We start from the raw sequence: 22,300 nt of genomic DNA on the forward strand, positions 1-22,300 counted from the left end.
CGCCGCCCCGGCGGCCGCGGGGGCGGGGGGGGCGGGGGTGGCCCCCCCCCCCCCCGGCGGCGCCCCGGCCCCCCCCCCCCCCCCCCCCCGGCCCCCCCCCCCCCCCCACTACAGACGGCAAAAGCACCCCTCCCCAACCCTCCCCTTGCCTATGGCAAAGGGAGGGAGCTGATCGTCAGGCGCTAAGGGCCGCCAGCGACTCGGCCTGCAGGCGCTCGTAGATCGCGAACTCGTCGCTGACCGTTGCGCCCAGTGCCTGCTCGAAGGCATCGCGGTTGGCACGCGCTGCATACGCACGCTGCTCACCGCCACCAAGGTTGGACTGGAAAATACCCGCCGCGCTCACCGGCAGGAAATCCTCATAGATGATCGGATCAGCGCTCGCCAAGCCGCGCTCGATCAATACTTCCGCTGGCAAGGCACGGGTTTCCGCATCAGCGGCAAGGCCCGCATCGGTCAGGCTGTAGCGGTAATAGCCCAGGCCTTCGCCGCGCAGCGTTGCATGGTCATCCGGGAACGCGGCGAATGCGCTCTGCAGGCGCTGCATGTAGTCACCACCGGCACTGCCTTCGCCGCCGCGCGCCTGCGCGAGCAAAGCGTCATACAAGTCACGGCCCTTCGGCGTCAGCGCGAGACCGCGCTGTTCTATCTCGCCGAAACGCGCGGTATGCGTACCGGCGTCGTTGTCCGCGCCAGAGGGGAAATGCACCAGTTCCTCCAGCGCCTTGAAGCTGGTCTGACGCAGCAGGATGGCGCAGTCGCGGCGCGGTGGGCCTTCGATCACGGCCTTTGCCGCCAGACCACGCGACTGCATCGCCACCTGTGCGGCATCGATGTCCAGCGTGCGCGGGGTGAGGTGGTTGATATGCGGGCCACGGAAACTGACCACGTCGGCAACCAGACGATGCGCGCCGTGCAGGGCGTGATAGGTCTCCAGCGACACGGTGGCTTCGTTGTGCCAGCGGAAGGTTTCCAGCGACTCGACAACGAAGCGCCAGGCATCGTCTTCGCTCAGGCCGCCATCGCGCTCGCACTGCTCGATCAGCTGCAGCGCGCCAGCGGTGAAGATGTTGCGGCGGGCCAGGATCTCGGCGGCCTGCTCGCGCAGCGCGGCGTCCTCGATCAACTCCAGCCGCAGCAGCGAGGTGAACACGCGGAACGGGTTGCGGTTCAAGGACTCGCCATCCACCGGCCGGAAGGCAGTGGAGTGCACCGGTACGCCGGCCACCGACAGATCGTAATAACCCACCGGCTGCATGCCCATCACCGCGAACAGGCGGCCCAGCGTGGCCAGCTCCTGCGCGGTGCCGACGCGGATTGCGCCATGGCGCTCGACGTCCAGGCGCTCGCGTTCGCCACTGCGCTGCATCTGCGCGGCCAGCTCCGGCTGCGCGGCCAGGACGTCGGCGTTGATCGCGCCAACCAGTTCCACCAGCGTGCCGTACAACGGCACTTCGGTGCGGTACATATGCGACATCGCCTGCGAGAACAGGCTGCGGATGTGATCGGGCGAAACGAAACGGTCGGCGGTCATGACAAAGCGCTTTGACGCGAAATCGAAGGAACGCCATTTTCGCCCGGAATCGCCCCCTGCGCCTATCTGCAGGGCAGCAAATACCGCCGCGGTTTACTCCGCGTCACTCTTGCGCGCTGCCGCCTCGCGCTGGGCGCGGTCGCCGAGCTGGCGCTGCAGCAGCGGGTCCAGCGTTATCGGCCGGTCCCAGTGGTCGAAACTGGCGACGATGGCGTGGCGCAGGGCCCGCCAGCGCAGGTTGTCCGGGGCCGGCTGCAGGCCAGCCAACACCTCTTTCCAGCTGGCCTCGGGCTGTTGTGCGCGGGCCTTCACCGCGGTACGGCAGTTGCTGCCGTTGAGCTTGCCCCAGAAGCAGGCCAGATAGACATCGCCGGGTTTCCAGCCATGGTCCTGCAGCAAGGCCTGCACATAGCCCGGGCGCGCACTGGCATAACGCGCCAGCTCATCGACGAAGGCTTCCGGGTAGCGCGCGGCATAGGCGTTGATATCGGCCAGCTGCTTGTCCACCCAGGCATCACCGGTGGCCGGCGCGTAGACCTCGGCCACCGCTGCCGTTGCCGGCTGTTGCGCCAGCAACGGCAGGGGCAGCACGGCAGCTGCCAGCAATCCAAGCCGCAGCAGCAAGCCTGTGCCACGTGGAGATTGCCGGACGCCTGCCGCGCTCACCTCAGTTGCCTTGTGCCGCTGCAGCCTGCGCGGCAACGGCACGCACCGCTTCCGGCCACTGGTGAGCGGTGTCGGCGTGGTGCAGGCGCGGCTCTTCCGCGGAGACGCCGTGTTCGGCCTCATGCGCCCAGGTCATCGCGTACGGGGTGTGGATGCCCCAGCCGCCCAGACCCAGCACCGGTTCGATATCCGAGCGCAGCGAGTTGCCGATCATCACGAAGCGCTCGGCCGGCATGTTGAACTCGGCCAATACCTTGGCGTAGGTGGACTGGTCCTTCTCCGAGATGATCTCGATGCGCGGGAACAGATCCAGCAGGCCGGAACGCTCGATCTTCTGCTCCTGATGGAACAGGTCGCCCTTGGTGATCAGCACCACCGGGTATTCGGCAGCGATGGCCGCCACGGCTTCACGGACGCCATCGATGACATCGACCGGATGCTCAAGCGTGCGGCGGCCGATCTCGACGATCTGGCGCAGGTCGTGCGCGGAGATCTTCTCGTCGGTGAGCTCGATGGCAGCTTCCAGCATCGACAGGGTCATGCCCTTGGCGCCGTAGCCGAATACGGCCAGATTGCGCCGCTGCACCTTGAGCAGATGCTGGGCGGTGCCGGCGTCATGCAGGTCGATGTAGTTGCTGAGGATCAGGCCAAATTCGTGCTCGGCCTTCTGGTAATAGTCTTCGCTCTTCCAGAGCGTGTCATCGCCATCGAAGCCGACCAGGCCGATGGCGGAGGGGGAAGTCTGCATGTTCATGCTGCACAGGATAGCAATCTGCCCTGAAGTGAATAGGGGATTGCGGCTGGAAGGCAGGGTTTGGCTGGCTGGATTGGCAGCTCAAGCAAAGTGCAACAGTCAAGAGCACCCCTCCCCGGCCCTCCCCTGCACTGCGTGCAAGGGAGGGAGCGGATCGCGCAAACTGCTGGTTCACCGCGCAATGCCGCTTCTACCCCCTCCCTTGCGCATAGCGCAGGGGAGGGTTGGGGAGGGGTGCTCTCCGGGCCCTACCCGGCTACCAGTTACTTCTTATGCGCAGCCGCATAAACCCGGTACTCATCCGCGGTCAGCTTGCCATCCTTGTTGCCATCCGCCTCATCAAATACCTGCGCCAAACCAGCATTGGCCTGCGACTCGGTCTTGCTGATGGTGCCATCACCATCGGCATCCACATCTGCCCAGCTCTGGCCACCACCGGCGGCGGCCGAGGCCTTGGCGGCGCTGCTTGATGCGCTGGCAGCAGCGTTCTGCGCCTGTTCTGCCGAATCCTGCGCCTGCGCAGCCTGTGCCTGCGCGGCGGCGGCCTGATCCTGTGCATCCTGCGCCATGGCCGGCAAAGCGAGCACGGAACCTACGATGGCAACCAGGGCGAACAGTGGAGTGCGATTACGTACGGTCATCAGGTCTTCCTCGTGTGTTGGCTAAAGCGCGGAAATTCCGCACACCCCAACCCTGACAAGCTGCGACTGAATCGTTTGCACTCCTCAAAACCGCCGCGAACATCCTGTTAACCACCTGCACCGGATCAGCGGCTACCACCCCTGTTAGCCATGCATGAAGTGAAAGTAAGCCGATGATTAGAGCGTTCCAAGCATCGTGCTTATCGATGCAATACCGGTGCCTCAAGCATCATGCGTGGTGTCAGCCAGCGGTTGCCGCGAACTGAACAACAACCAACCCAGGCCGACGCCAACGGCTACACCGATCAACTCAAACAGCACGCGCGTGCCCAACTGGTCCGGATCATGGATCGAAGCCAGCGCCAACTTTGCGTACAGCGGCGACTGCAGGTTGACCATGCCCAGCGAAAAAAGCTTCCAGCCATCCACGCCCGCAGCAATGGCCGCCGCTATCAGCGCGGAATAAGCGATGGCATGTCCGTGCCTCAGCCCTGCACGGCGGCACACCTGCCACCACAGCGCGAACACCACAAAACCAATCGCCAAGGCGATCAAGCCAGCTTCCAGCGAGCCCAGCAGGCCGTAATGCAGAACCAGATTCATGGGCGCAGCGCGGTCCATCCAGGGAACCGCAGTCTAACCGCCCCTGCCCCGCTCAACGTACCGGGAAGTCGTAGGCCGTGGTCGGGGTGGGCTCAGGCTTGAAGGTGTAATGCCACCATTCCATTGGATAGTTGGCAAAGCCCTGCGCCAGCATCGCATCCAGCAGCAGTTGCCGGTTCTGCTTCTGCGTCGCGCTGATATCAGGATTGGCGGTATGCGCCAGCACATCGAAGCGATCGAAACCCGTGCCCATGTCCAAGGCAGTGCACGGCATGCTGCGGCAATCCAGAACGCCCAGGTCCACCGTCGCCGCCCGGCTATGGCCGGAGGTCTCGGCGATATAGCCGTCGAGCAGGCGACTCTTGTCGATGTTGGGGTAATAGCGCTCTTTGGCGATCTGATCCTTGGCATCGTGTACCCAGGTGACGAACGAGGTCACCGAATGCACCGGCCGGTAGCAGTCAAACACCTGCAGTCGATAGCCCCGCGCGCGCAGCCCGCGCTGCACTCGCGCCAAGGCCTGCGCCGCCGGCTGCAGCAGATAGCAACGCGGCGCTTCATAGCCGGGAACGACACGACCGGTGAAGTTGTCGGTGCCGGCGTAGCGGATGTCCAGGGCGATGTCCGGGGCCAGCGTGGTGACATCGACGATACCGGCCTGTGCGGGCGTCTTTGCCGCCGATACCTGCACCTGCTGGGCAGGCGCGGTGAACGGCAACAGTGCCAGCAACAAGGGCAGTGATTTAGTGGCAATCGCCACGACGTTGGAATTCCAGATCGGGGTAGTCATAGCTGAAGTCGATATCCGGGTCGATGGCACGTAGATGCAGCTGCGGATGTTGGGCGTCGCCGGAGAATTCCAGCCAGGCATCGGCATCTTCGCCCAATCCTTGCCAGGCCACATACCAGCGTTCACCGGCACGCATCACCTGTCCGGTCATGCGCGGTGACTTGACCGAGGCGAACTGCAGCTTGCCATCACGCGGGCACAAAGACACCTCACCGAACCACGGGTCCTGCCAGACGCCAGCCTTGCTGCCGAACTCCGCCGGCGTGGCCGCACGTGCCTTCGGCAATGCAGGGCGCACGTGCCCTGCCGAACGGCGCTGCGCGGCAGCGGCGTCAATCAACCTGGCGTAATGCAGCACGTCATTGTTCGCCGCCGGTGCGGTGTAATGCTTGAGCATGGCCTGCATCAGCGCCGTGCGTGCGTCCTCGCCCTCACCGTTGATCAGGATCACCACGCCGGTCTTGCGGTCCGGCAGCAAGGCCAGCGAGGAATACATGCCGGACAAGGTGCCGGTATGCGCGACCTTCCACTGCCCGTCCATATCCGACAGACGCCAGCCATAGCCATAGGCGTAGAAGTGCGTGTTGTCCCAGTCGCGCAGGCGCTGGCTGATCGGCATCGGCATATGCGCCGTCCACAGCGCACGCCGCTGGGTCGCGTCCAGCCAACCCGGTGCCTGCGCCGGATCCAGCAGCACCTGCATCCAGCGAAGCATGTCATTGAGGCTGCAGCGGATACCGCCAGCAGCCATCGACGGAAAATCGGTGACCTGTGCAGGATCGCGCTCGGCGGCGATGTTGCGCTTGCCGTCACGATGATGCGGCTGCGCGATATTGCCGAGCTCCGCCGGTGACCATGCGCCGACCTGGCAACGCTGCATGCCCAGCGGCTGGAATATCTCCTCGCGCACCAGCTGCGAGTATGGTTTTCCACCCGCAACTGCGGCGACTTCGCCGGCCACCACATACATGAGGTTGTCGTAGGCGTACTCGCTGCGAAAGCTGCCGGTCGGCTTCAGATGCGCGAGACCGGCAATGATGTCGCTGCGATCAAAGTTGTTTGGTTCGGGCCACAGCATCAGATCGCCTGCGCCCAGGCCGAGGCCGCTGTTGTGGATCAGCAGATCGCGCACCTGCATGTTGCGCGTCACCCACGGGTCCTGCATGCGGAACTGCGGCAGATGCTTGGTGACAGGATCATCCCAACGCAACTTGCCGGCCTGCACCAACCGCGCAATTACCGCCGCGGTCATCGCCTTGGTGTTGGAGGCGATCTTGAACAGGCTGTCGTCATTGACCGCTGTGCCCTCGCCCACGGCCAATTCGCCGCGGGTGCCGCGATAGACGATCTTGCCATCTTCGATCACGCCAATTGCGATACCAGGCAGATGGTAGCGCTGCACGGCTTGGCCGAGCAGTGCATCGAAACGCGCCAGTTCCGCCTTCTCAGCGCTCGCGGCCTGCAGCGGCCCGCTCAACCCAAGCCCTGCCGCCAACAACCAGATCCTCAATCCCACGATTACTCATCCTAAAAGCGAACGGCCCGCCAAAGCGGGCCGTTCTCAAAAGCTACATCAGAAGTTCCAGGTCACGACCAACTGCGTGTACCGCGGCGACTGCCAACGCGTACCAGTCGCAAAGGTGTCACGCTTTACACCGGGATTGGCTTCATATCGCTGGTGGACGTTGATCACGGTCTGGTTATTGAATACGTTGTAGACCGACAGGCGTGCCGTCAGATCCACCGATTCCACCGGCAAACGCCAAGTCACGTTGGCACCCATGTTCCAGGTCCACGGCAGTCGACCAAATGCGCCACGCGCGGTCGGCTCGAGCACGCGCTCGTTCCACGGCTTGTCGCATTTGGCTACGCACAACCAGCCCGAACCGCCTCCCGAGCCTTCAGATGCAAACCCACCGGCACCCACGCTGTCATCCGGCCAGACCACACCGAAGGCAGTGATCGGACCACCGGACTGCACCTGCAATGTCGAACCCACCGACCACTGGTCGTTGATCTGATACCCGGCGCGGAATTTGAACTGGTGGCGGAAGTCGTTGAACAGCACGCCATAGCGCTCGTTCACTGCCGGGTGATCGTAGTACTGCACCATACCGGTGGAACCAAAGTTGGTGTCAGAGTTGGTCGGTCCTTCCAGGTTGCCCTCGCTCTTGGACCACAGGTAGGACGCGTTGAACATCCACTTGTCATCCCAAGCACGGTCGATCTGGAATTCCACGGCCTTGTAGCGGCGCTTGGGCTTTTTGTAACCCACCACTTCACCGCTGCCACCCTTTATGTAGCCATCCTTGGAGGTGTCGATGGTGATCCAGCCTTCCTTGGCGCAGCCAATGGACGGATCGCCCCAAATGGTCACATCACCACCACCGTTGCCGATCACCCACAAGTTCTTGCCCACTGGACCACAAGGCGTGTGGTTGATACGAATGTCGTCGATCGCACGATCCATCTTGCGATAGGTCGCGTTGACACCCCACGACCAAGCTTGATTGATCATCGACTGGAAGCCAAGGATGAACTCATCTTGGTAGACCGCATCGATGTCCTTGGAAACACTCTGACGCAGATCACCCGAACCGGTGTTCATGCTGGTGTCGGTTGGCCCGATCTGCTGTCCAATGATCGGTGCCATGTATTTGGTGCCGGTGATCGGGTTGACCTGTTCGGTCCAGCCGTCCAGCGCGAAGTAGCGATACTCGTCAGTAAGACCACCAGCAAAGTTGACGTTGATGTTGTTCGAAACCGGTAGGTAGTAGCGCCCGACATTACCAAACAGCTTTGTGGTGCCATCGCCCTTGATGTCCCAAGAGAAGCCGCCACGCGGGGCGATCAGGTTATCCTGCTTGATGAAGGAGCTGCCATCAGCGACCTTGTTATTGAAGCTATCTGAACGCAAGCCCAGGGTAACCAGCAGGTTGGGGGTAATACTCCACTGGTCTTCGATGTAGAACGCATTGGCGACGGTCTCAAACTTGCCGCCGGATACATTTCGTCGCGCCATCAGCATCTGAGTGACGTTGGCCGGAATATAAACACCGGCGCCACCGAACACTTCAGAGCCAGGTGTTGGCACGTAGGCCGTATACATGGTACCGCTGCCCGAGTAACGCGACATCTGCTCAGTGGTCAGCTCCTCGCGATCGGCGCCGAATCGAATGAGATGGTTGCCCAATGCCCACTCAAAATCCAAGCGCGCGGCATCGCGGGTATTAGTCATCTCCACGACATCGCGACTCGGCGAGCAGCCCAGTGTCTTGTTTGGCATCGCGTTTAGGTACGGCGCGTAGCTATTCTTGCCGCTGGTATTGCTGGTGATGAAATCGCATACGTCATCTCCACCAGACCGCTCATTGGCGTTGCGTTCGTTCTGGCCGATCATCGCCTTGGCGGTGAAGTTCTGGCCAAAGTGTCCGGTGTAAGTAGCCGACCAGTTGGTGCCGCCACCTTCATCGGTCCCCGTACCCGTAAGATCCCCCACGACACCCGAGCCCCAGTTGTACTTATGCTTGGCAGTCTCGGTCTCGCCATCATCAGAGAAGGCAAGCAGTTCCAGCGTGTGGTTGTCCGTGATGTTCCAATCCAGCTTGCCTCCCCAGAAGCCATCATTGGACTTGTCGCGGTTGTAGGCATTCTGCCCACTTGAGTAGCGCGAATTGGTATCGCGGTTCTCGTACATCGCGAACAGGAACAGTTTGTCCTTGATGATTGGGCCTGAGCCCCAGACATTGGTCTTGGTGAACGATGAGCTGTCGCGGCTGGCGAAATGACCGTCCGTAGTGCTTCCCGGATGGTAGTGATCACGCCCACTCGACTTCCAGGCGCTGGGTTCGAAGGTGACCTGCATACCACCCTCGAATTCATTGGAGCCCGAACGGGTGACCGCGTTGATCACACCACCGGTGGAGCGGCCGAACTCAACCGAATAGCCGCCGGTCTTGACCTGGAATTCTTTGAAAAAGGCAAAGGGCGGCGCCGAGTATCCTTGCCGATCATAGATGTCCGTGACATTCAGGCCATTGACGAAGATGGCATTCTCGGCCACCGAGGAACCGCCAAAGCTGATGCCACCAAAGCTGGAGTTGCCACCAACCACACCCGGCGCCAGCAGCGCGACCGAATCCATCGACTGCTCCACCGGCATACGTGCCAGCTCTTCGCGGTTGATGTTGAATGAGGACTCGGTGGAATAGACGTCAACGCGATTGACGACCTGCGACCCCGTCACCTGCACTGCATCCAGGTTCACCGCGCCACTGGCAGTGCTGCCCCCCAGATTGACGTTGGTGGTGCCACCCAGCGAGACACTGACGCCCAGCGGCTCTTTGTCGGTCTGGCCGTCGCGCTTGACCTGCAGGCTGTAGTCGCCGACCGGCAACTGGCTCAGGCGGTAGGAACCATCGGCGCCGACCGTGACCGTGCGGGTCAGGCCCGTCCCTTTGTTGACGATGGTGATCTGGTCACCGGTATTTGCGCGGCCGGCAATTGCACCGGTTGCACTCTGCGCCATCACGCTCGGCGCCATCACGCCAAGACAGGCACCCAATGCGACGGTCAGCGCCGCCCTTTTCAACATTTTCCTGTTCATCCCCTGCTCTCTCCTGCAGATGTAAATCGATAAGTAAGACAACGGTTACGACGTTCTATTACTTGGACTCCGGCGCCAGAACCTGCGACTGGAAGTCGTATTGCCACTGGTTGAAGTAAAGGTTCCCCCCTTCCCACTCAACCTCACCTCGTTGCAGATCAACGGTCTCCGAGCGGAAGTGCTGCTTGGCAGGCACGAACGCGCGTGAGTAGTCATCGTTGAACGCGATGCGGTAGGCATCCAGCCCGCCGAAATAGAAATTGCGTTGTTCGGGCTGGTCGCTGTCCAGTGCACCCGTGCTTACATCCATCGGCACCCAGCCGTAGGGCGCAAGATAGAGCGCGCCCCAATCGTGCAGGTTGTTGTAGCCGACCTCGTTGTCCGAATACACCATGCCCGACTGCCAGCGCGCCGGGATGCCGTTCATGCGCAGCAGCGAGATCAGCAGCAAGGTCTGCTGGCCACAGTCTGCATGCCCGGCATGCAGGGCGTAGTCGGAAATATTGCTGATCGTCGAATACTCGCGGGCGCCGCCCCACGGAATCGCATCCACCGCATCGAACAACTTCTTGGCGACGCGGTAGGGATTGGTTTCATTGCCCACCGCCTTGCGCGAAAACTCGCGCATCGCCGGGGTGAACACCACATGCGGTGCGCGCTCGGCCAGATAGGGCTGCAGCTCTGGGTCGCGCGGCGTCGGCAGCACCTTGTCCGGGTCGATGATGAAACGACGCGCGGAGATGGTGAGCTCGTAACTCACCGAAAACTCGGTGGGCGTGCCGGCGACGGCCTTGCGCTCGAGGTAGGCGGTGCGCTGCAGCGTGTCTTCGGGTGCTATCTGCGCGCCCTGCGGAGCGCTGCCCAGCCATTGGATGTTGTCCTGCTGGCCGGGTATCGAACGCGGATAGGGCAGCCAGGCGCGCACCGTCTTCCCAGCCGGCACCGCATCGGCATCGACCTTGATGGACTGGGTGATGCGCACCCGGCGCGGGCTGATGCTGGTCTGGCCGCTCTGCTCCGACGCCCTGATCACCTCGATATGGTGCGAGCCAAGCCGCTCGTACGGGCCGGGGCGCGATACACGCTTGTCCGGCGGCCGCCGGTTGGAGGCCTCGGCACTGAACAGGAACAGATTGTTCGGTGCGCGCTTGAACCAGCGACGCTGGCCGTCGATATCCAGGTGCTCGATCAGGCCGGCATCATCCCAGGCCTTGAACTCCTCGTCGCGAAGATCCGGCACCGACCTGCGCACCGCAGCCTTGGCCTGCGCTTCGTCCAGGGTGAAATCCAGGCGGATGCGGCGCATGCGCTCCTGCTGGAACAGATAGGCGGCGCGTCTGTCGGCATCGGTGCCGGGTGCTGCCAGAGCCTTGTCGATCTCGGCCTGCGCGCCGGCAAAATCGCCACGGTCCACGCGTGCCGTCAACTCGGGCAGCGCCATCGATGGCGCCTCACCGGCATAGGCGATCCAGGCCACGCTCATGCACAGGGCAGAGGCGAGGACCGTGCGGGCGAACGGGACGCGGGCAAAGCGGGCAGAATCGGCGTTTGATGCCACGGCAACACTTCCACGTGCAGGGTGGTTAACGCTGTGTAACACGCACCCGATAGCCGGTCAATAATTTATTCTTGCTTTCGACGGCGAAAGGAATAAATATTCCTGAGCATCAACGAGGGGAGCTTCCCAATGCTTGCTTTGCCGCCGCTGTCCCAGCGCCGACGCCTTGCCCCGCTTGCGCGGGCTTTGATCCTTGCCACGGCGCTGTGCGCCGGGCCGGCTTTTGCGCTGTCGCGGGTGCCTGCGGCAGCGGTTTCGCCCTCCTACGCCGGCATCATCGGCCTGGAAGAAGCCCTGTTGACGCCGCAGCCTTGGATCAGCAGGCTGCCAAACGCTGACGCCGTGATCCTGGACCGCGCCGCCATCGAGGCGCAGAACGCACGCATGCGCCAGCTCGATGCCTCCATCATCGACCTGCACAAGCTGCCCGCGCTACTGCCACAAGTATTGGTCCGCGAGCAGATCAACGACATCTCCAAGGCCCCGACCCGCACCCTGTACGATGTGCACGGCAAGCAGGTCACGCCCGCCCAGCTGCAGGCGGTGACCGCCAACCTCGGCCTGGATGCGATCCCGGCCACCCGTCCGATACAGTACGGCCTGGTCGTGCACCGCGCCGCGCTGCGCGCCTTCCCCACCGAACTGCGCGTATTCAGCAGCCAGGGCGATACCGATATCGACCGCTTCCAGGAGTCGGCACTGTTTCCCGGCGACGCGGTGGCGGTGCTGCATGAAAGCGCCGACGGCAAGTGGGTATTCGTCGCCAGCGAGCGCTATGCGGCGTGGATGGAGAAGCGCTTCGTCGGCGTCGGCAGCGCCGAACAGGTCTTCGGTTACGGTGCCACAGGCCCGTACCGGGTGATCACCGCCGGCAAGGCCTTCACCGCACACACCCCTGAAGAGCCACGCGTCTCCGACCTGCAGCTGGAAATGGGCGTACGCGTGCCGGTGCTGGCCGACTGGCCGGTGATGGACCCGGTCAACGGCCAGCAGGCACATGGTGGCCACGTGATTCAGCTGCCGGTGCGCAACGACGACGGCAGCCTTGCACTGGTGCCGGCCCTGCTGCCGCGCTCGCAGGAATCGGCCAGCGACTACCTGCCGCTGACCCAGGCCAACCTGATCACCCAGGCCTTCAAGTTCCTCGGCGAACGCTATGGCTGGGGCCACTCCTATGACACCCGCGATTGCAGCGGCTTCGTCTCGGAGATCTACCGCAGCTTCGGCGTGCTGCTGCCGCGCAACACCAGCGCACAGGCAATCAGCCCGGCCTTGAACCGCGTGCCCTTCACCGACAAGGACAGCAAGGCCAAGCGCAATGATGCGATTGCCAAGCTGCAGGTCGGCGACCTGATCTACATCCCAGGCCACGTGATGATGATGCTCGGTGAAGCCAATGGCATGACCTGGGTGATCCACGATACTTCCGGTGGCAGCTGGTTCGATGCCAGCGGCAAGCGCGTGCATGCCAGCCTCAACGGCGTATCGGTGACCCCGCTGCAGCCGATGATGGCCAGCGACACCGCCAGCTACATCGACCGCATGACCAACATCCAGCGCATCCGCCTGCAAGACACCAAATGAAGATCACCGACATCGAACTTGGCATGCTCCGCGTGCCGCTGAAAACCCCGTTCAAAACCGCGTTGCGCACCGTGGAAACGGTGGAAGACATCGTGGTGATGGTGCGCACCGACACCGGCCACACCGGCTACGGCGAGGCGCCGGCCACGGCGGTGATCACCGGCGATACGCACGGCTCGATCATCGAGGCCATCAACAGCTTCATCAAACCCCGCCTGATCGGCGAGGACATCAGCAACCTCAACCGCATCTGCGGGCTGATCCAGACCTCGCTGGAGCGCAATACCAGCGCCAAAGCGGCGGTGGAAATCGCGATCTACGATCTGTGGGCACAGCTGCACAAGGCTCCGCTGTACCAGATGCTGGGCGGTGGCGACCCGGTGATCACCACCGACATCACCATCAGCGTCGACTACATCGACAAGATGGTGGCCGATTCACTGTCGGCGGTGGAGCGCGGCTTCGAGTCGCTGAAGATCAAGGTGGGCAAGGACATCGGCCTGGACATCGAACGGGTAAAGGCCATCCACGCCGCCGTCGAAGGCCGCGCCCTGCTGCGCCTGGATGCCAACCAGGGCTGGACCGCCAAACAAGCGGTGTATGCGATGAACGTGCTGGAAAACGCTGGCGTCGTGCTGGAACTGCTGGAACAACCGGTGAAGGCTGCAGACATCGCGGGCATGAAGTACGTCACCGAACGCGTCAACACGCCGGTGATGGCTGATGAAAGCGTGTTCAGTCCGCATCAGGTCTTTGATCTGATCCAGCAGGGAGCTGCCGACATCATCAACATCAAATTGATGAAGACCGGCGGCATTTCCAACGCGATCAAGATTGCCGATATCGCGTCGTTGTACGGCGTGCCATGCATGATCGGCTGCATGCTGGAATCCAGCATCAGTGTGGCGGCGGCAGTGCATCTTGGCGTGGCCAAGTCCGGCGCGATCAGCAAGGTGGATCTGGATGGGCCATCGTTGAGCCAGTTCAATCCGGTGGTAGGCGGCGTGATCTTCAACGAATCGGAGATCAGCATCACCGACGCACCGGGCCTGGGCATCATCGAGGTACGCGGGTTGGAGATGATCAAGCCGTGATCACGCAGGCGGCAACCGGTCTCTCCTCGGTTGCCGCCGCCGTGGTCGCGCATGCGCAAACAACAGCACCGGCAAAGTCCGGTGCTGTTTTGTTTTGGGAGAAGTGCCCCTACCAACACATGAACCTGGCTTCTGCTTCGGCTGTCGCCCCCTCCCTTGCGCGCAGCGCAGGGGAGGGTTGGGGAGGGGTAGCTTCTGCTTCTGCTTCTGCTTCTGCTTCTGCTTCTGCTTCTGCTTCTGCTTCTGCTTCTGCTTCTGCTGTTGCTGTTGCTGTTGCTGCTGCTGCTCCAGCTTTTGCCCCACCGGGCCCCCTTCCGCAGCGACGCAGCTGCCGGACAAGACCCCGCAGGGGCGGCGTGCATGAATGCACGTCGTTTTTAGACGAGACAGGGACGTCTCGTCGAAAAATCCTGCCAGCGGAGTGAACCTGGAGCGCGTAGCGCGGAAGGCGCGTAGGCAGGGTGTACCTGACCAGCCATTCGGTTGTTGAAAAGGCGTCTCTTTGGGCCACGTTGCTTTGCATAAGCAAAGAAAGGTGCGCTCGAGCCCCGAAGGGGAGCCAAAGCTTTTGATTCTGCTTCTGTCGTTGCTGCTTTGGAAATTTCAAAGGGCAAGTCAAAGTCTAAGCAAGTGCTTTCACTCCCCTTCGGGGAGCGAGTTACTTTTCTTTGCTTGTGCAAAGAAAAGATAACCAAAAGAAAGCACACCCTGCCTCCGCGCCCACGCCGCTGTGCGCCGCGGGTCCACTCCGCCGCCGGGATTTTTCGACGAGACGTCCCTGTCTCGTCTAAAAACGACGTGCATTCATGCACGCCGCCCCTGCGGGGTCTTGTCCGGCAGCTGCGTCGCTGCGGAAGGGGGCCCGGTGGGGCAAAAGCTGGAGCAGCAGCAGCAACAGCAACAGCAACAGCAGAAGCAGAAGCAGAAGCAGAAGCAGAAGCAGAAGCAGAAGCAGAAGCAGAAGCAGAAGCAGAAGCTACCCCTCCCCAACCCTCCCCTGCGCTGCGCGCAAGGGAGGGGGCGACAGCCGAAGCAGAAGCCAGGTTCATGTGTTGGTAGGGGCACTTCTCCCAAAACAAAACAGCACCGGACTTTGCCGGTGCTGTTGTTTGCGCATGCGCGACCACGGCGGCGGCAACCGAGGAGAGACCGGTTGCCGCCTGCGTGATCACGGCTTGATCATCTCCAACCCGCGTACCTCGATGATGCCCAGGCCCGGTGCGTCGGTGATGCTGATCTCCGATTCGTTGAAGATCACGCCGCCTACCACCGGATTGAACTGGCTCAACGATGGCCCATCCAGATCCACCTTGCTGATCGCGCCGGACTTGGCCACGCCAAGATGCACTGCCGCCGCCACACTGATGCTGGATTCCAGCATGCAGCCGATCATGCATGGCACGCCGTACAACGACGCGATATCGGCAATCTTGATCGCGTTGGAAATGCCGCCGGTCTTCATCAATTTGATGTTGATGATGTCGGCAGCTCCCTGCTGGATCAGATCAAAGACCTGATGCGGACTGAACACGCTTTCATCAGCCATCACCGGCGTGTTGACGCGTTCGGTGACGTACTTCATGCCCGCGATGTCTGCAGCCTTCACCGGTTGTTCCAGCAGTTCCAGCACGACGCCAGCGTTTTCCAGCACGTTCATCGCATACACCGCTTGTTTGGCGGTCCAGCCCTGGTTGGCATCCAGGCGCAGCAGGGCGCGGCCTTCGACGGCGGCGTGGATGGCCTTTACCCGTTCGATGTCCAGGCCGATGTCCTTGCCCACCTTGATCTTCAGCGACTCGAAGCCGCGCTCCACCGCCGACAGTGAATCGGCCACCATCTTGTCGATGTAGTCGACGCTGATGGTGATGTCGGTGGTGATCACCGGGTCGCCACCGCCCAGCATCTGGTACAGCGGAGCCTTGTGCAGCTGTGCCCACAGATCGTAGATCGCGATTTCCACCGCCGCTTTGGCGCTGGTATTGCGCTCCAGCGAGGTCTGGATCAGCCCGCAGATGCGGTTGAGGTTGCTGATGTCCTCGCCGATCAGGCGGGGTTTGATGAAGCTGTTGATGGCCTCGATGATCGAGCCGTGCGTATCGCCGGTGATCACCGCCGTGGCCGGCGCCTCGCCGTAGCCGGTGTGGCCGGTGTCGGTGCGCACCATCACCACGATGTCTTCCACCGTTTCCACGGTGCGCAACGCGGTTTTGAACGGGGTTTTCAGCGGCACGCGGAGCATGCCAAGTTCGATGTCGGTGATCTTCATTTGGTGTCTTGCAGGCGGATGCGCTGGATGTTGGTCATGCGGTCGATGTAGCTGGCGGTGTCGCTGGCCATCATCGGCTGCAGCGGGGTCACCGATACGCCGTTGAGGCTGGCATGCACGCGCTTGCCGCTGGCATCGAACCAGCTGCCACCGGAAGTATCGTGGATCACCCAGGTCATGCCATTGGCTTCACCGAGCATCATCATCACGTGGCCTGGGATGTAGATCAGGTCGCCGACCTGCAGCTTGGCAATCGCATCATTGCGCTTGGCCTTGCTGTCCTTGTCGGTGAAGGGCACGCGGTTCAAGGCCGGGCTGATTGCCTGTGCGCTGGTGTTGCGCGGCAGCAGCACGCCGAAGCTGCGGTAGATCTCCGAGACGAAGCCGCTGCAATCGCGGGTGTCATAGGAGTGGCCCCAGCCATAGCGTTCGCCGAGGAACTTGAAGGCCTGGGTGATCAGGTTGGCCTGGGTCAGCGGCAGGTAGTCGCTGGCCGATTCCTGCGAGCGCGGCAGCAGGGCCGGCACCAGTGCAAGGCTGCCGTCGTCGTTGCGCACCGGCAGCTGAATCACGTGGCCACCATGTGCCTGCTGGCCGTTGACCGGGTCCATCACCGGCCAGTCGGCCAGCACCGGCACGCGTACGCCCATTTCCAGCTGCAGGTCGGAGACGCGTGGCTCTTCAGGGGTGTGTGCGGTGAAGGCCTTGCCGGCGGTGATCACCCGGTACGGGCCTGTGGCACCGTAACCGAAGACCTGTTCGGCGCTGCCGACGCCGACGAAGCGCTTCTCCATCCACGCCGCATAGCGCTCGCTGGCGACGAATACCCACTTGCCGTCGGCGCTTTCATGCAGCACCGCCACCGCGTCGCCGGGAAACAGTGCCGACTCCTGGAAGCGGTCGATATCGGTATCGCCCTGGCTGCTGAATACGCGCAGTTCGGTGGGGAAGGCGCGCAGCGCGGCGCGGTGCACGACCAGGCCGTACTGTATCGGACGGGTGGCCGGGATCGCATCCAGGCCGAGGTTGGCGGTCACCGCCTGCAGCTGGGCGGGCGTGACCTGCTTGCCGTGCACATCGTACAGGGTGCGGGTCGGGGCCTTGGAGATGTCGTTGATCTGCTCGCGGACCAATACTTGTGGCAGTAGCGCGGGCAGCTTGTGCAGGTCGATGATGGAGGCATCGAGCTGGCGCATGCGTGCGTTCTGCGCCTCGATGGCGGCGCGGTCCAGGATCACGGCGTCAGCGTTTGGCAGCCTGCTGATCCAAGGCTGCGGCGTCAACAGGGCTTCTTCCAGGCCGATGATGCCGGCGTAGGAGGGCGAAACCGCTGCCGCAGGCACCCGCGACAGCGCAAAAGCCGGCCCGGCGCACAGCGCCGTGGCAAGGATCAAAGCCCGCGCAAGCGGGGCAAGGCGTCGGCGCTGGGACAGCGGCGGCAAAGCAAGCATTGGGAAGCTCCCCTCGTTGATGCTCAGGAATATTTATTCCTTTCGCCGTCGAAAGCAAGAATAAATTATTGACCGGCTATCGGGTGCGTGTTACACAGCGTTAACCACCCTGCACGTGGAAGTGTTGCCGTGGCATCAAACGCCGATTCTGCCCGCTTTGCCCGCGTCCCGTTCGCCCGCACGGTCCTCGCCTCTGCCCTGTGCATGAGCGTGGCCTGGATCGCCTATGCCGGTGAGGCGCCATCGATGGCGCTGCCCGAGTTGACGGCACGCGTGGACCGTGGCGATTTTGCCGGCGCGCAGGCCGAGATCGACAAGGCTCTGGCAGCACCCGGCACCGATGCCGACAGACGCGCCGCCTATCTGTTCCAGCAGGAGCGCATGCGCCGCATCCGCCTGGATTTCACCCTGGACGAAGCGCAGGCCAAGGCTGCGGTGCGCAGGTCGGTGCCGGATCTTCGCGACGAGGAGTTCAAGGCCTGGGATGATGCCGGCCTGATCGAGCACCTGGATATCGACGGCCAGCGTCGCTGGTTCAAGCGCGCACCGAACAATCTGTTCCTGTTCAGTGCCGAGGCCTCCAACCGGCGGCCGCCGGACAAGCGTGTATCGCGCCCCGGCCCGTACGAGCGGCTTGGCTCGCACCATATCGAGGTGATCAGGGCGTCGGAGCAGAGCGGCCAGACCAGCATCAGCCCGCGCCGGGTGCGCATCACCCAGTCCATCAAGGTCGATGCCGATGCGGTGCCGGCTGGGAAGACGGTGCGCGCCTGGCTGCCCTATCCGCGTTCGATACCCGGCCAGCAGGACAACATCCAATGGCTGGGCAGCGCTCCGCAGGGCGCGCAGATAGCACCCGAAGACACGCTGCAGCGCACCGCCTACCTCGAGCGCAAGGCCGTCGCCGGCACGCCCACCGAGTTTTCGGTGAGTTACGAGCTCACCATCTCCGCGCGTCGTTTCATCATCGACCCGGACAAGGTGCTGCCGACGCCGCGCGACCCAGAGCTGCAGCCCTATCTGGCCGAGCGCGCACCGCATGTGGTGTTCACCCCGGCGATGCGCGAGTTTTCGCGCAAGGCGGTGGGCAATGAAACCAATCCCTACCGCGTCGCCAAGAAGTTGTTCGATGCGGTGGATGCGATTCCGTGGGGCGGCGCCCGCGAGTATTCGACGATCAGCAATATTTCCGACTACGCCCTGCATGCCGGGCATGCAGACTGTGGCCAGCAGACCTTGCTGCTGATCTCGCTGCTGCGCATGAACGGCATCCCGGCGCGCTGGCAGTCGGGCATGGTGTATTCGGACAACGAGGTCGGCTACAACAACCTGCACGATTGGGGCGCGCTCTATCTTGCGCCCTACGGCTGGGTGCCGATGGATGTAAGCACGGGTGCACTGGACAGCGACCAGCCCGAACAACGCAATTTCTATTTCGGCGGGCTGGATGCCTACCGCATCGCGTTCAACGATGACTACTCACGCGCGTTCGTGCCTGCCAAGCAGCACTTCCGCTCGGAGACCGTTGATCTGCAACGAGGTGAGGTTGAGTGGGAAGGGGGGAACCTTTACTTCAACCAGTGGCAATACGACTTCCAGTCGCAGGTTCTGGCGCCGGAGTCCAAGTAATAGAACGTCGTAACCGTTGTCTTACTTATCGATTTACATCTGCAGGAGAGAGCAGGGGATGAACAGGAAAATGTTGAAAAGGGCGGCGCTGACCGTCGCATTGGGTGCCTGTCTTGGCGTGATGGCGCCGAGCGTGATGGCGCAGAGTGCAACCGGTGCAATTGCCGGCCGCGCAAATACCGGTGACCAGATCACCATCGTCAACAAAGGGACGGGCCTGACCCGCACGGTCACGGTCGGCGCCGATGGTTCCTACCGCCTGAGCCAGTTGCCGGTCGGCGACTACAGCCTGCAGGTCAAGCGCGACGGCCAGACCGACAAAGAGCCGCTGGGCGTCAGTGTCTCGCTGGGTGGCACCACCAACGTCAATCTGGGGGGCAGCACTGCCAGTGGCGCGGTGAACCTGGATGCAGTGCAGGTGACGGGGTCGCAGGTCGTCAATCGCGTTGACGTCTATTCCACCGAGTCCTCATTCAACATCAACCGCGAAGAGCTGGCACGTATGCCGGTGGAGCAGTCGATGGATTCGGTCGCGCTGCTGGCGCCGGGTGTGGTTGGTGGCAACTCCAGCTTTGGTGGCATCAGCTTTGGCGGTTCCTCGGTGGCCGAGAATGCCATCTTCGTCAATGGCCTGAATGTCACGGACATCTATGATCGGCAAGGATACTCGGCGCCGCCCTTTGCCTTTTTCAAAGAATTCCAGGTCAAGACCGGCGGCTATTCGGTTGAGTTCGGCCGCTCCACCGGTGGTGTGATCAACGCGGTCACCCGTTCGGGCTCCAATGAATTCGAGGGTGGTATGCAGGTCACCTTCGAACCCAGCGCCTGGAAGTCGAGTGGGCGTGATCACTACCATCCGGGAAGCACTACGGACGGTCATTTCGCCAGCCGCGACAGCTCATCGTTCACCAAGACCAATGTCTGGGGCTCAGGCCCAATCATCAAGGACAAACTGTTCCTGTTCGCGATGTACGAGAACCGCGATACCAATTCGCGCTACTCAAGTGGGCAGAATGCCTACAACCGCGACAAGTCCAATGATGGCTTCTGGGGAGGCAAGCTGGATTGGAACATCACGGACAACCACACGCTGGAACTGCTTGCCTTCTCTGATGATGGCGAGACCGAGACTGCCAAGCATAAGTACAACTGGGGCTCGGGTGTCGTGGGGGATCTTACGGGTACGGGGACCGATGAAGGTGGCGGCACCAACTGGTCGGCTACTTACACCGGACACTTTGGCCAGAACTTCACCGCCAAGGCGATGATCGGCCAGAACGAACGCAACGCCAATGAGCGGTCTGGTGGAGATGACGTATGCGATTTCATCACCAGCAATACCAGCGGCAAGAATAGCTACGCGCCGTACCTAAACGCGATGCCAAACAAGACACTGGGCTGCTCGCCGAGTCGCGATGTCGTGGAGATGACTAATACCCGCGATGCCGCGCGCTTGGATTTTGAGTGGGCATTGGGCAACCATCTCATTCGATTCGGCGCCGATCGCGAGGAGCTGACCACTGAGCAGATGTCGCGTTACTCGGGCAGCGGTACCATGTATACGGCCTACGTGCCAACACCTGGCTCTGAAGTGTTCGGTGGCGCCGGTGTTTATATTCCGGCCAACGTCACTCAGATGCTGATGGCGCGACGAAATGTATCCGGCGGCAAGTTTGAGACCGTCGCCAATGCGTTCTACATCGAAGACCAGTGGAGTATTACCCCCAACCTGCTGGTTACCCTGGGCTTGCGTTCAGATAGCTTCAATAACAAGGTCGCTGATGGCAGCTCCTTCATCAAGCAGGATAACCTGATCGCCCCGCGTGGCGGCTTCTCTTGGGACATCAAGGGCGATGGCACCACAAAGCTGTTTGGTAATGTCGGGCGCTACTACCTACCGGTTTCGAACAACATCAACGTCAACTTTGCTGGTGGTCTTACTGACGAGTATCGCTACTTCGCGCTGGACGGCTGGACCGAACAGGTCAACCCGATCACCGGCACCAAATACATGGCACCGATCATTGGACAGCAGATCGGGCCAACCGACACCAGCATGAACACCGGTTCGGGTGATCTGCGTCAGAGTGTTTCCAAGGACATCGATGCGGTCTACCAAGATGAGTTCATCCTTGGCTTCCAGTCGATGATCAATCAAGCTTGGTCGTGGGGTGTCAACGCGACCTATCGCAAGATGGATCGTGCGATCGACGACATTCGTATCAACCACACGCCTTGTGGTCCAGTGGGCAAGAACTTGTGGGTGATCGGCAACGGTGGTGGTGATGTGACCATTTGGGGCGATCCGTCCATTGGCTGCGCCAAGGAAGGCTGGATCACCATCGACACCTCCAAGGATGGCTACATAAAGGGTGGCAGCGGTGAAGTGGTGGGTTACAAAAAGCCCAAGCGCCGCTACAAGGCCGTGGAATTCCAGATCGACCGTGCTTGGGATGACAAGTGGATGTTCAACGCGTCCTACCTGTGGTCCAAGAGCGAGGGCAACCTGGAAGGACCGACCAACTCTGACACCAACTTTGGTTCCACCGGTATGGTGCAGTACTACGATCACCCGGCAGTGAACGAGCGCTATGGCGTGCTGTTCAACGACTTCCGCCACCAGTTCAAATTCCGCGCCGGGTATCAGATCAACGACCAGTGGTCGGTGGGTTCGACATTGCAGGTGCAGTCCGGTGGTCCGATCACTGCCTTCGGTGTGGTCTGGCCGGATGACAGCGTGGGTGCCGGTGGGTTTGCATCTGAAGGCTCGGGAGGCGGTTCGGGCTGGTTGTGCGTAGCCAAATGCGACAAGCCGTGGAACGAGCGCGTGCTCGAGCCGACCGCGCGTGGCGCATTTGGTCGACTGCCGTGGACCTGGAACATGGGTGCCAACGTGACTTGGCGTTTGCCGGTGGAATCGGTGGATCTGACGGCACGCCTGTCGGTCTACAACGTATTCAATAACCAGACCGTGATCAACGTCCACCAGCGATATGAAGCCAATCCCGGTGTAAAGCGTGACACCTTTGCGACTGGTACGCGTTGGCAGTCGCCGCGGTACACGCAGTTGGTCGTGACCTGGAACTTCTGATGTAGCTTTTGAGAACGGCCCGCTTTGGCGGGC

General features: G+C 62.0%; 15 protein-coding genes. 4 read left to right on the forward strand and 11 right to left on the reverse strand.

The genetic code is table 11. The features are described from left to right. Positions 1-175: 175 nt before the first annotated feature. The 9 genes from hglS to ACVOMF_RS13615 form a co-directional block, all read right to left on the reverse strand. Positions 176-1,534 (reverse strand): 2-oxoadipate dioxygenase/decarboxylase HglS, encoded by a 1,359-nt coding sequence (hglS, locus tag ACVOMF_RS13575; RefSeq protein ID WP_481509776.1) that lies wholly within the window; start codon positions 1,532-1,534, stop codon positions 176-178. Positions 1,535-1,627: 93 nt separating this feature from the next. Beyond that, entirely contained in the window at positions 1,628-2,158 is a 531-nt protein-coding gene (locus ACVOMF_RS13580) for a hypothetical protein (protein ID WP_481509777.1), read from the reverse strand. A 43-nt stretch (positions 2,159-2,201) separates the two neighbouring features. After that, positions 2,202-2,954: an HAD family hydrolase gene (locus ACVOMF_RS13585; protein WP_481509778.1), complete on the reverse strand. Its 753-nt coding sequence runs from the start codon at positions 2,952-2,954 to the stop codon at positions 2,202-2,204. A gap of 263 nt (positions 2,955-3,217) precedes the next feature. After that, a complete protein-coding gene (locus tag ACVOMF_RS13590) occupies positions 3,218-3,595 on the reverse strand; it encodes an EF-hand domain-containing protein (protein WP_481509779.1) in 378 nt (125 codons plus the stop codon). A gap of 222 nt (positions 3,596-3,817) precedes the next feature. After that, positions 3,818-4,198, reverse strand: coding sequence for a hypothetical protein (locus ACVOMF_RS13595; protein WP_481509780.1), 381 nt, complete (start codon positions 4,196-4,198; stop codon positions 3,818-3,820). Positions 4,199-4,250: 52 nt separating this feature from the next. Then, entirely contained in the window at positions 4,251-4,988 is a 738-nt protein-coding gene (locus ACVOMF_RS13600) for a M15 family metallopeptidase (RefSeq protein WP_481509781.1), read from the reverse strand. Then, positions 4,942-6,504: a serine hydrolase domain-containing protein gene (locus ACVOMF_RS13605; protein WP_481509782.1), complete on the reverse strand. Its 1,563-nt coding sequence runs from the start codon at positions 6,502-6,504 to the stop codon at positions 4,942-4,944. Before ACVOMF_RS13605 ends, ACVOMF_RS13600 begins: the two co-directional genes overlap by 47 nt. Before the next feature lie 57 nt (positions 6,505-6,561). Beyond that, positions 6,562-9,594, reverse strand: a complete 3,033-nt coding sequence (locus tag ACVOMF_RS13610; RefSeq protein ID WP_481509783.1) for a TonB-dependent receptor — start codon at positions 9,592-9,594, stop codon at positions 6,562-6,564. Between the two features lie 58 nt (positions 9,595-9,652). After that, positions 9,653-11,077, reverse strand: a complete 1,425-nt coding sequence (locus ACVOMF_RS13615) for a transglutaminase-like domain-containing protein (RefSeq protein WP_481509786.1) — start codon at positions 11,075-11,077, stop codon at positions 9,653-9,655. 204 nt (positions 11,078-11,281) lie between these two features. Between ACVOMF_RS13615 and ACVOMF_RS13620 the strand changes: the two genes are divergently transcribed. After that, positions 11,282-12,736, forward strand: coding sequence for a C40 family peptidase (locus tag ACVOMF_RS13620; protein WP_481509784.1), 1,455 nt, complete (start codon positions 11,282-11,284; stop codon positions 12,734-12,736). Further along, a complete protein-coding gene (locus ACVOMF_RS13625) occupies positions 12,733-13,830 on the forward strand; it encodes a dipeptide epimerase (RefSeq protein WP_481509785.1) in 1,098 nt (365 codons plus the stop codon). Before ACVOMF_RS13620 ends, ACVOMF_RS13625 begins: the two co-directional genes overlap by 4 nt. 1,168 nt (positions 13,831-14,998) lie before the next feature. Here ACVOMF_RS13625 and ACVOMF_RS13630 read toward each other — a convergent pair. Both ACVOMF_RS13630 and ACVOMF_RS13635 read right to left on the reverse strand, forming a co-directional pair. Then, positions 14,999-16,096 (reverse strand): dipeptide epimerase, encoded by a 1,098-nt coding sequence (locus ACVOMF_RS13630; protein ID WP_481509785.1) that lies wholly within the window; start codon positions 16,094-16,096, stop codon positions 14,999-15,001. Beyond that, a complete protein-coding gene (locus ACVOMF_RS13635) occupies positions 16,093-17,547 on the reverse strand; it encodes a C40 family peptidase (protein ID WP_481509784.1) in 1,455 nt (484 codons plus the stop codon). Before ACVOMF_RS13635 ends, ACVOMF_RS13630 begins: the two co-directional genes overlap by 4 nt. A 204-nt stretch (positions 17,548-17,751) precedes the next feature. On the opposite strand from ACVOMF_RS13635, the gene ACVOMF_RS13640 reads away from it, so the two are divergent. Both ACVOMF_RS13640 and ACVOMF_RS13645 read left to right on the forward strand, forming a co-directional pair. Beyond that, a complete protein-coding gene (locus tag ACVOMF_RS13640; protein ID WP_481509786.1) occupies positions 17,752-19,176 on the forward strand; it encodes a transglutaminase-like domain-containing protein in 1,425 nt (474 codons plus the stop codon). 58 nt (positions 19,177-19,234) lie between these two features. Next, entirely contained in the window at positions 19,235-22,267 is a 3,033-nt protein-coding gene (locus tag ACVOMF_RS13645; protein WP_481509783.1) for a TonB-dependent receptor, read from the forward strand. Positions 22,268-22,300: the final 33 nt, after the last annotated feature.

Source organism: Stenotrophomonas sp. STEN022, assembly GCF_056760155.1.

Coding starts and splice junctions, on each gene's coding strand:
- hglS (WP_481509776.1), bottom strand. CDS start 1,534: ATGACCGCCGACCGTTTCGTTTCGCCCGATCACATCCGCAGCCTGTTC.
- ACVOMF_RS13585 (WP_481509778.1), bottom strand. CDS start 2,954: ATGAACATGCAGACTTCCCCCTCCGCCATCGGCCTGGTCGGCTTCGAT.
- ACVOMF_RS13590 (WP_481509779.1), bottom strand. CDS start 3,595: ATGACCGTACGTAATCGCACTCCACTGTTCGCCCTGGTTGCCATCGTA.
- ACVOMF_RS13595 (WP_481509780.1), bottom strand. CDS start 4,198: ATGAATCTGGTTCTGCATTACGGCCTGCTGGGCTCGCTGGAAGCTGGC.
- ACVOMF_RS13600 (WP_481509781.1), bottom strand. CDS start 4,988: ATGACTACCCCGATCTGGAATTCCAACGTCGTGGCGATTGCCACTAAA.
- ACVOMF_RS13610 (WP_481509783.1), bottom strand. CDS start 9,594: ATGAACAGGAAAATGTTGAAAAGGGCGGCGCTGACCGTCGCATTGGGT.
- ACVOMF_RS13615 (WP_481509786.1), bottom strand. CDS start 11,077: ATGAGCGTGGCCTGGATCGCCTATGCCGGTGAGGCGCCATCGATGGCG.
- ACVOMF_RS13620 (WP_481509784.1), top strand. CDS start 11,282: ATGCTTGCTTTGCCGCCGCTGTCCCAGCGCCGACGCCTTGCCCCGCTT.
- ACVOMF_RS13625 (WP_481509785.1), top strand. CDS start 12,733: ATGAAGATCACCGACATCGAACTTGGCATGCTCCGCGTGCCGCTGAAA.
- ACVOMF_RS13630 (WP_481509785.1), bottom strand. CDS start 16,096: ATGAAGATCACCGACATCGAACTTGGCATGCTCCGCGTGCCGCTGAAA.
- ACVOMF_RS13635 (WP_481509784.1), bottom strand. CDS start 17,547: ATGCTTGCTTTGCCGCCGCTGTCCCAGCGCCGACGCCTTGCCCCGCTT.
- ACVOMF_RS13640 (WP_481509786.1), top strand. CDS start 17,752: ATGAGCGTGGCCTGGATCGCCTATGCCGGTGAGGCGCCATCGATGGCG.
- ACVOMF_RS13645 (WP_481509783.1), top strand. CDS start 19,235: ATGAACAGGAAAATGTTGAAAAGGGCGGCGCTGACCGTCGCATTGGGT.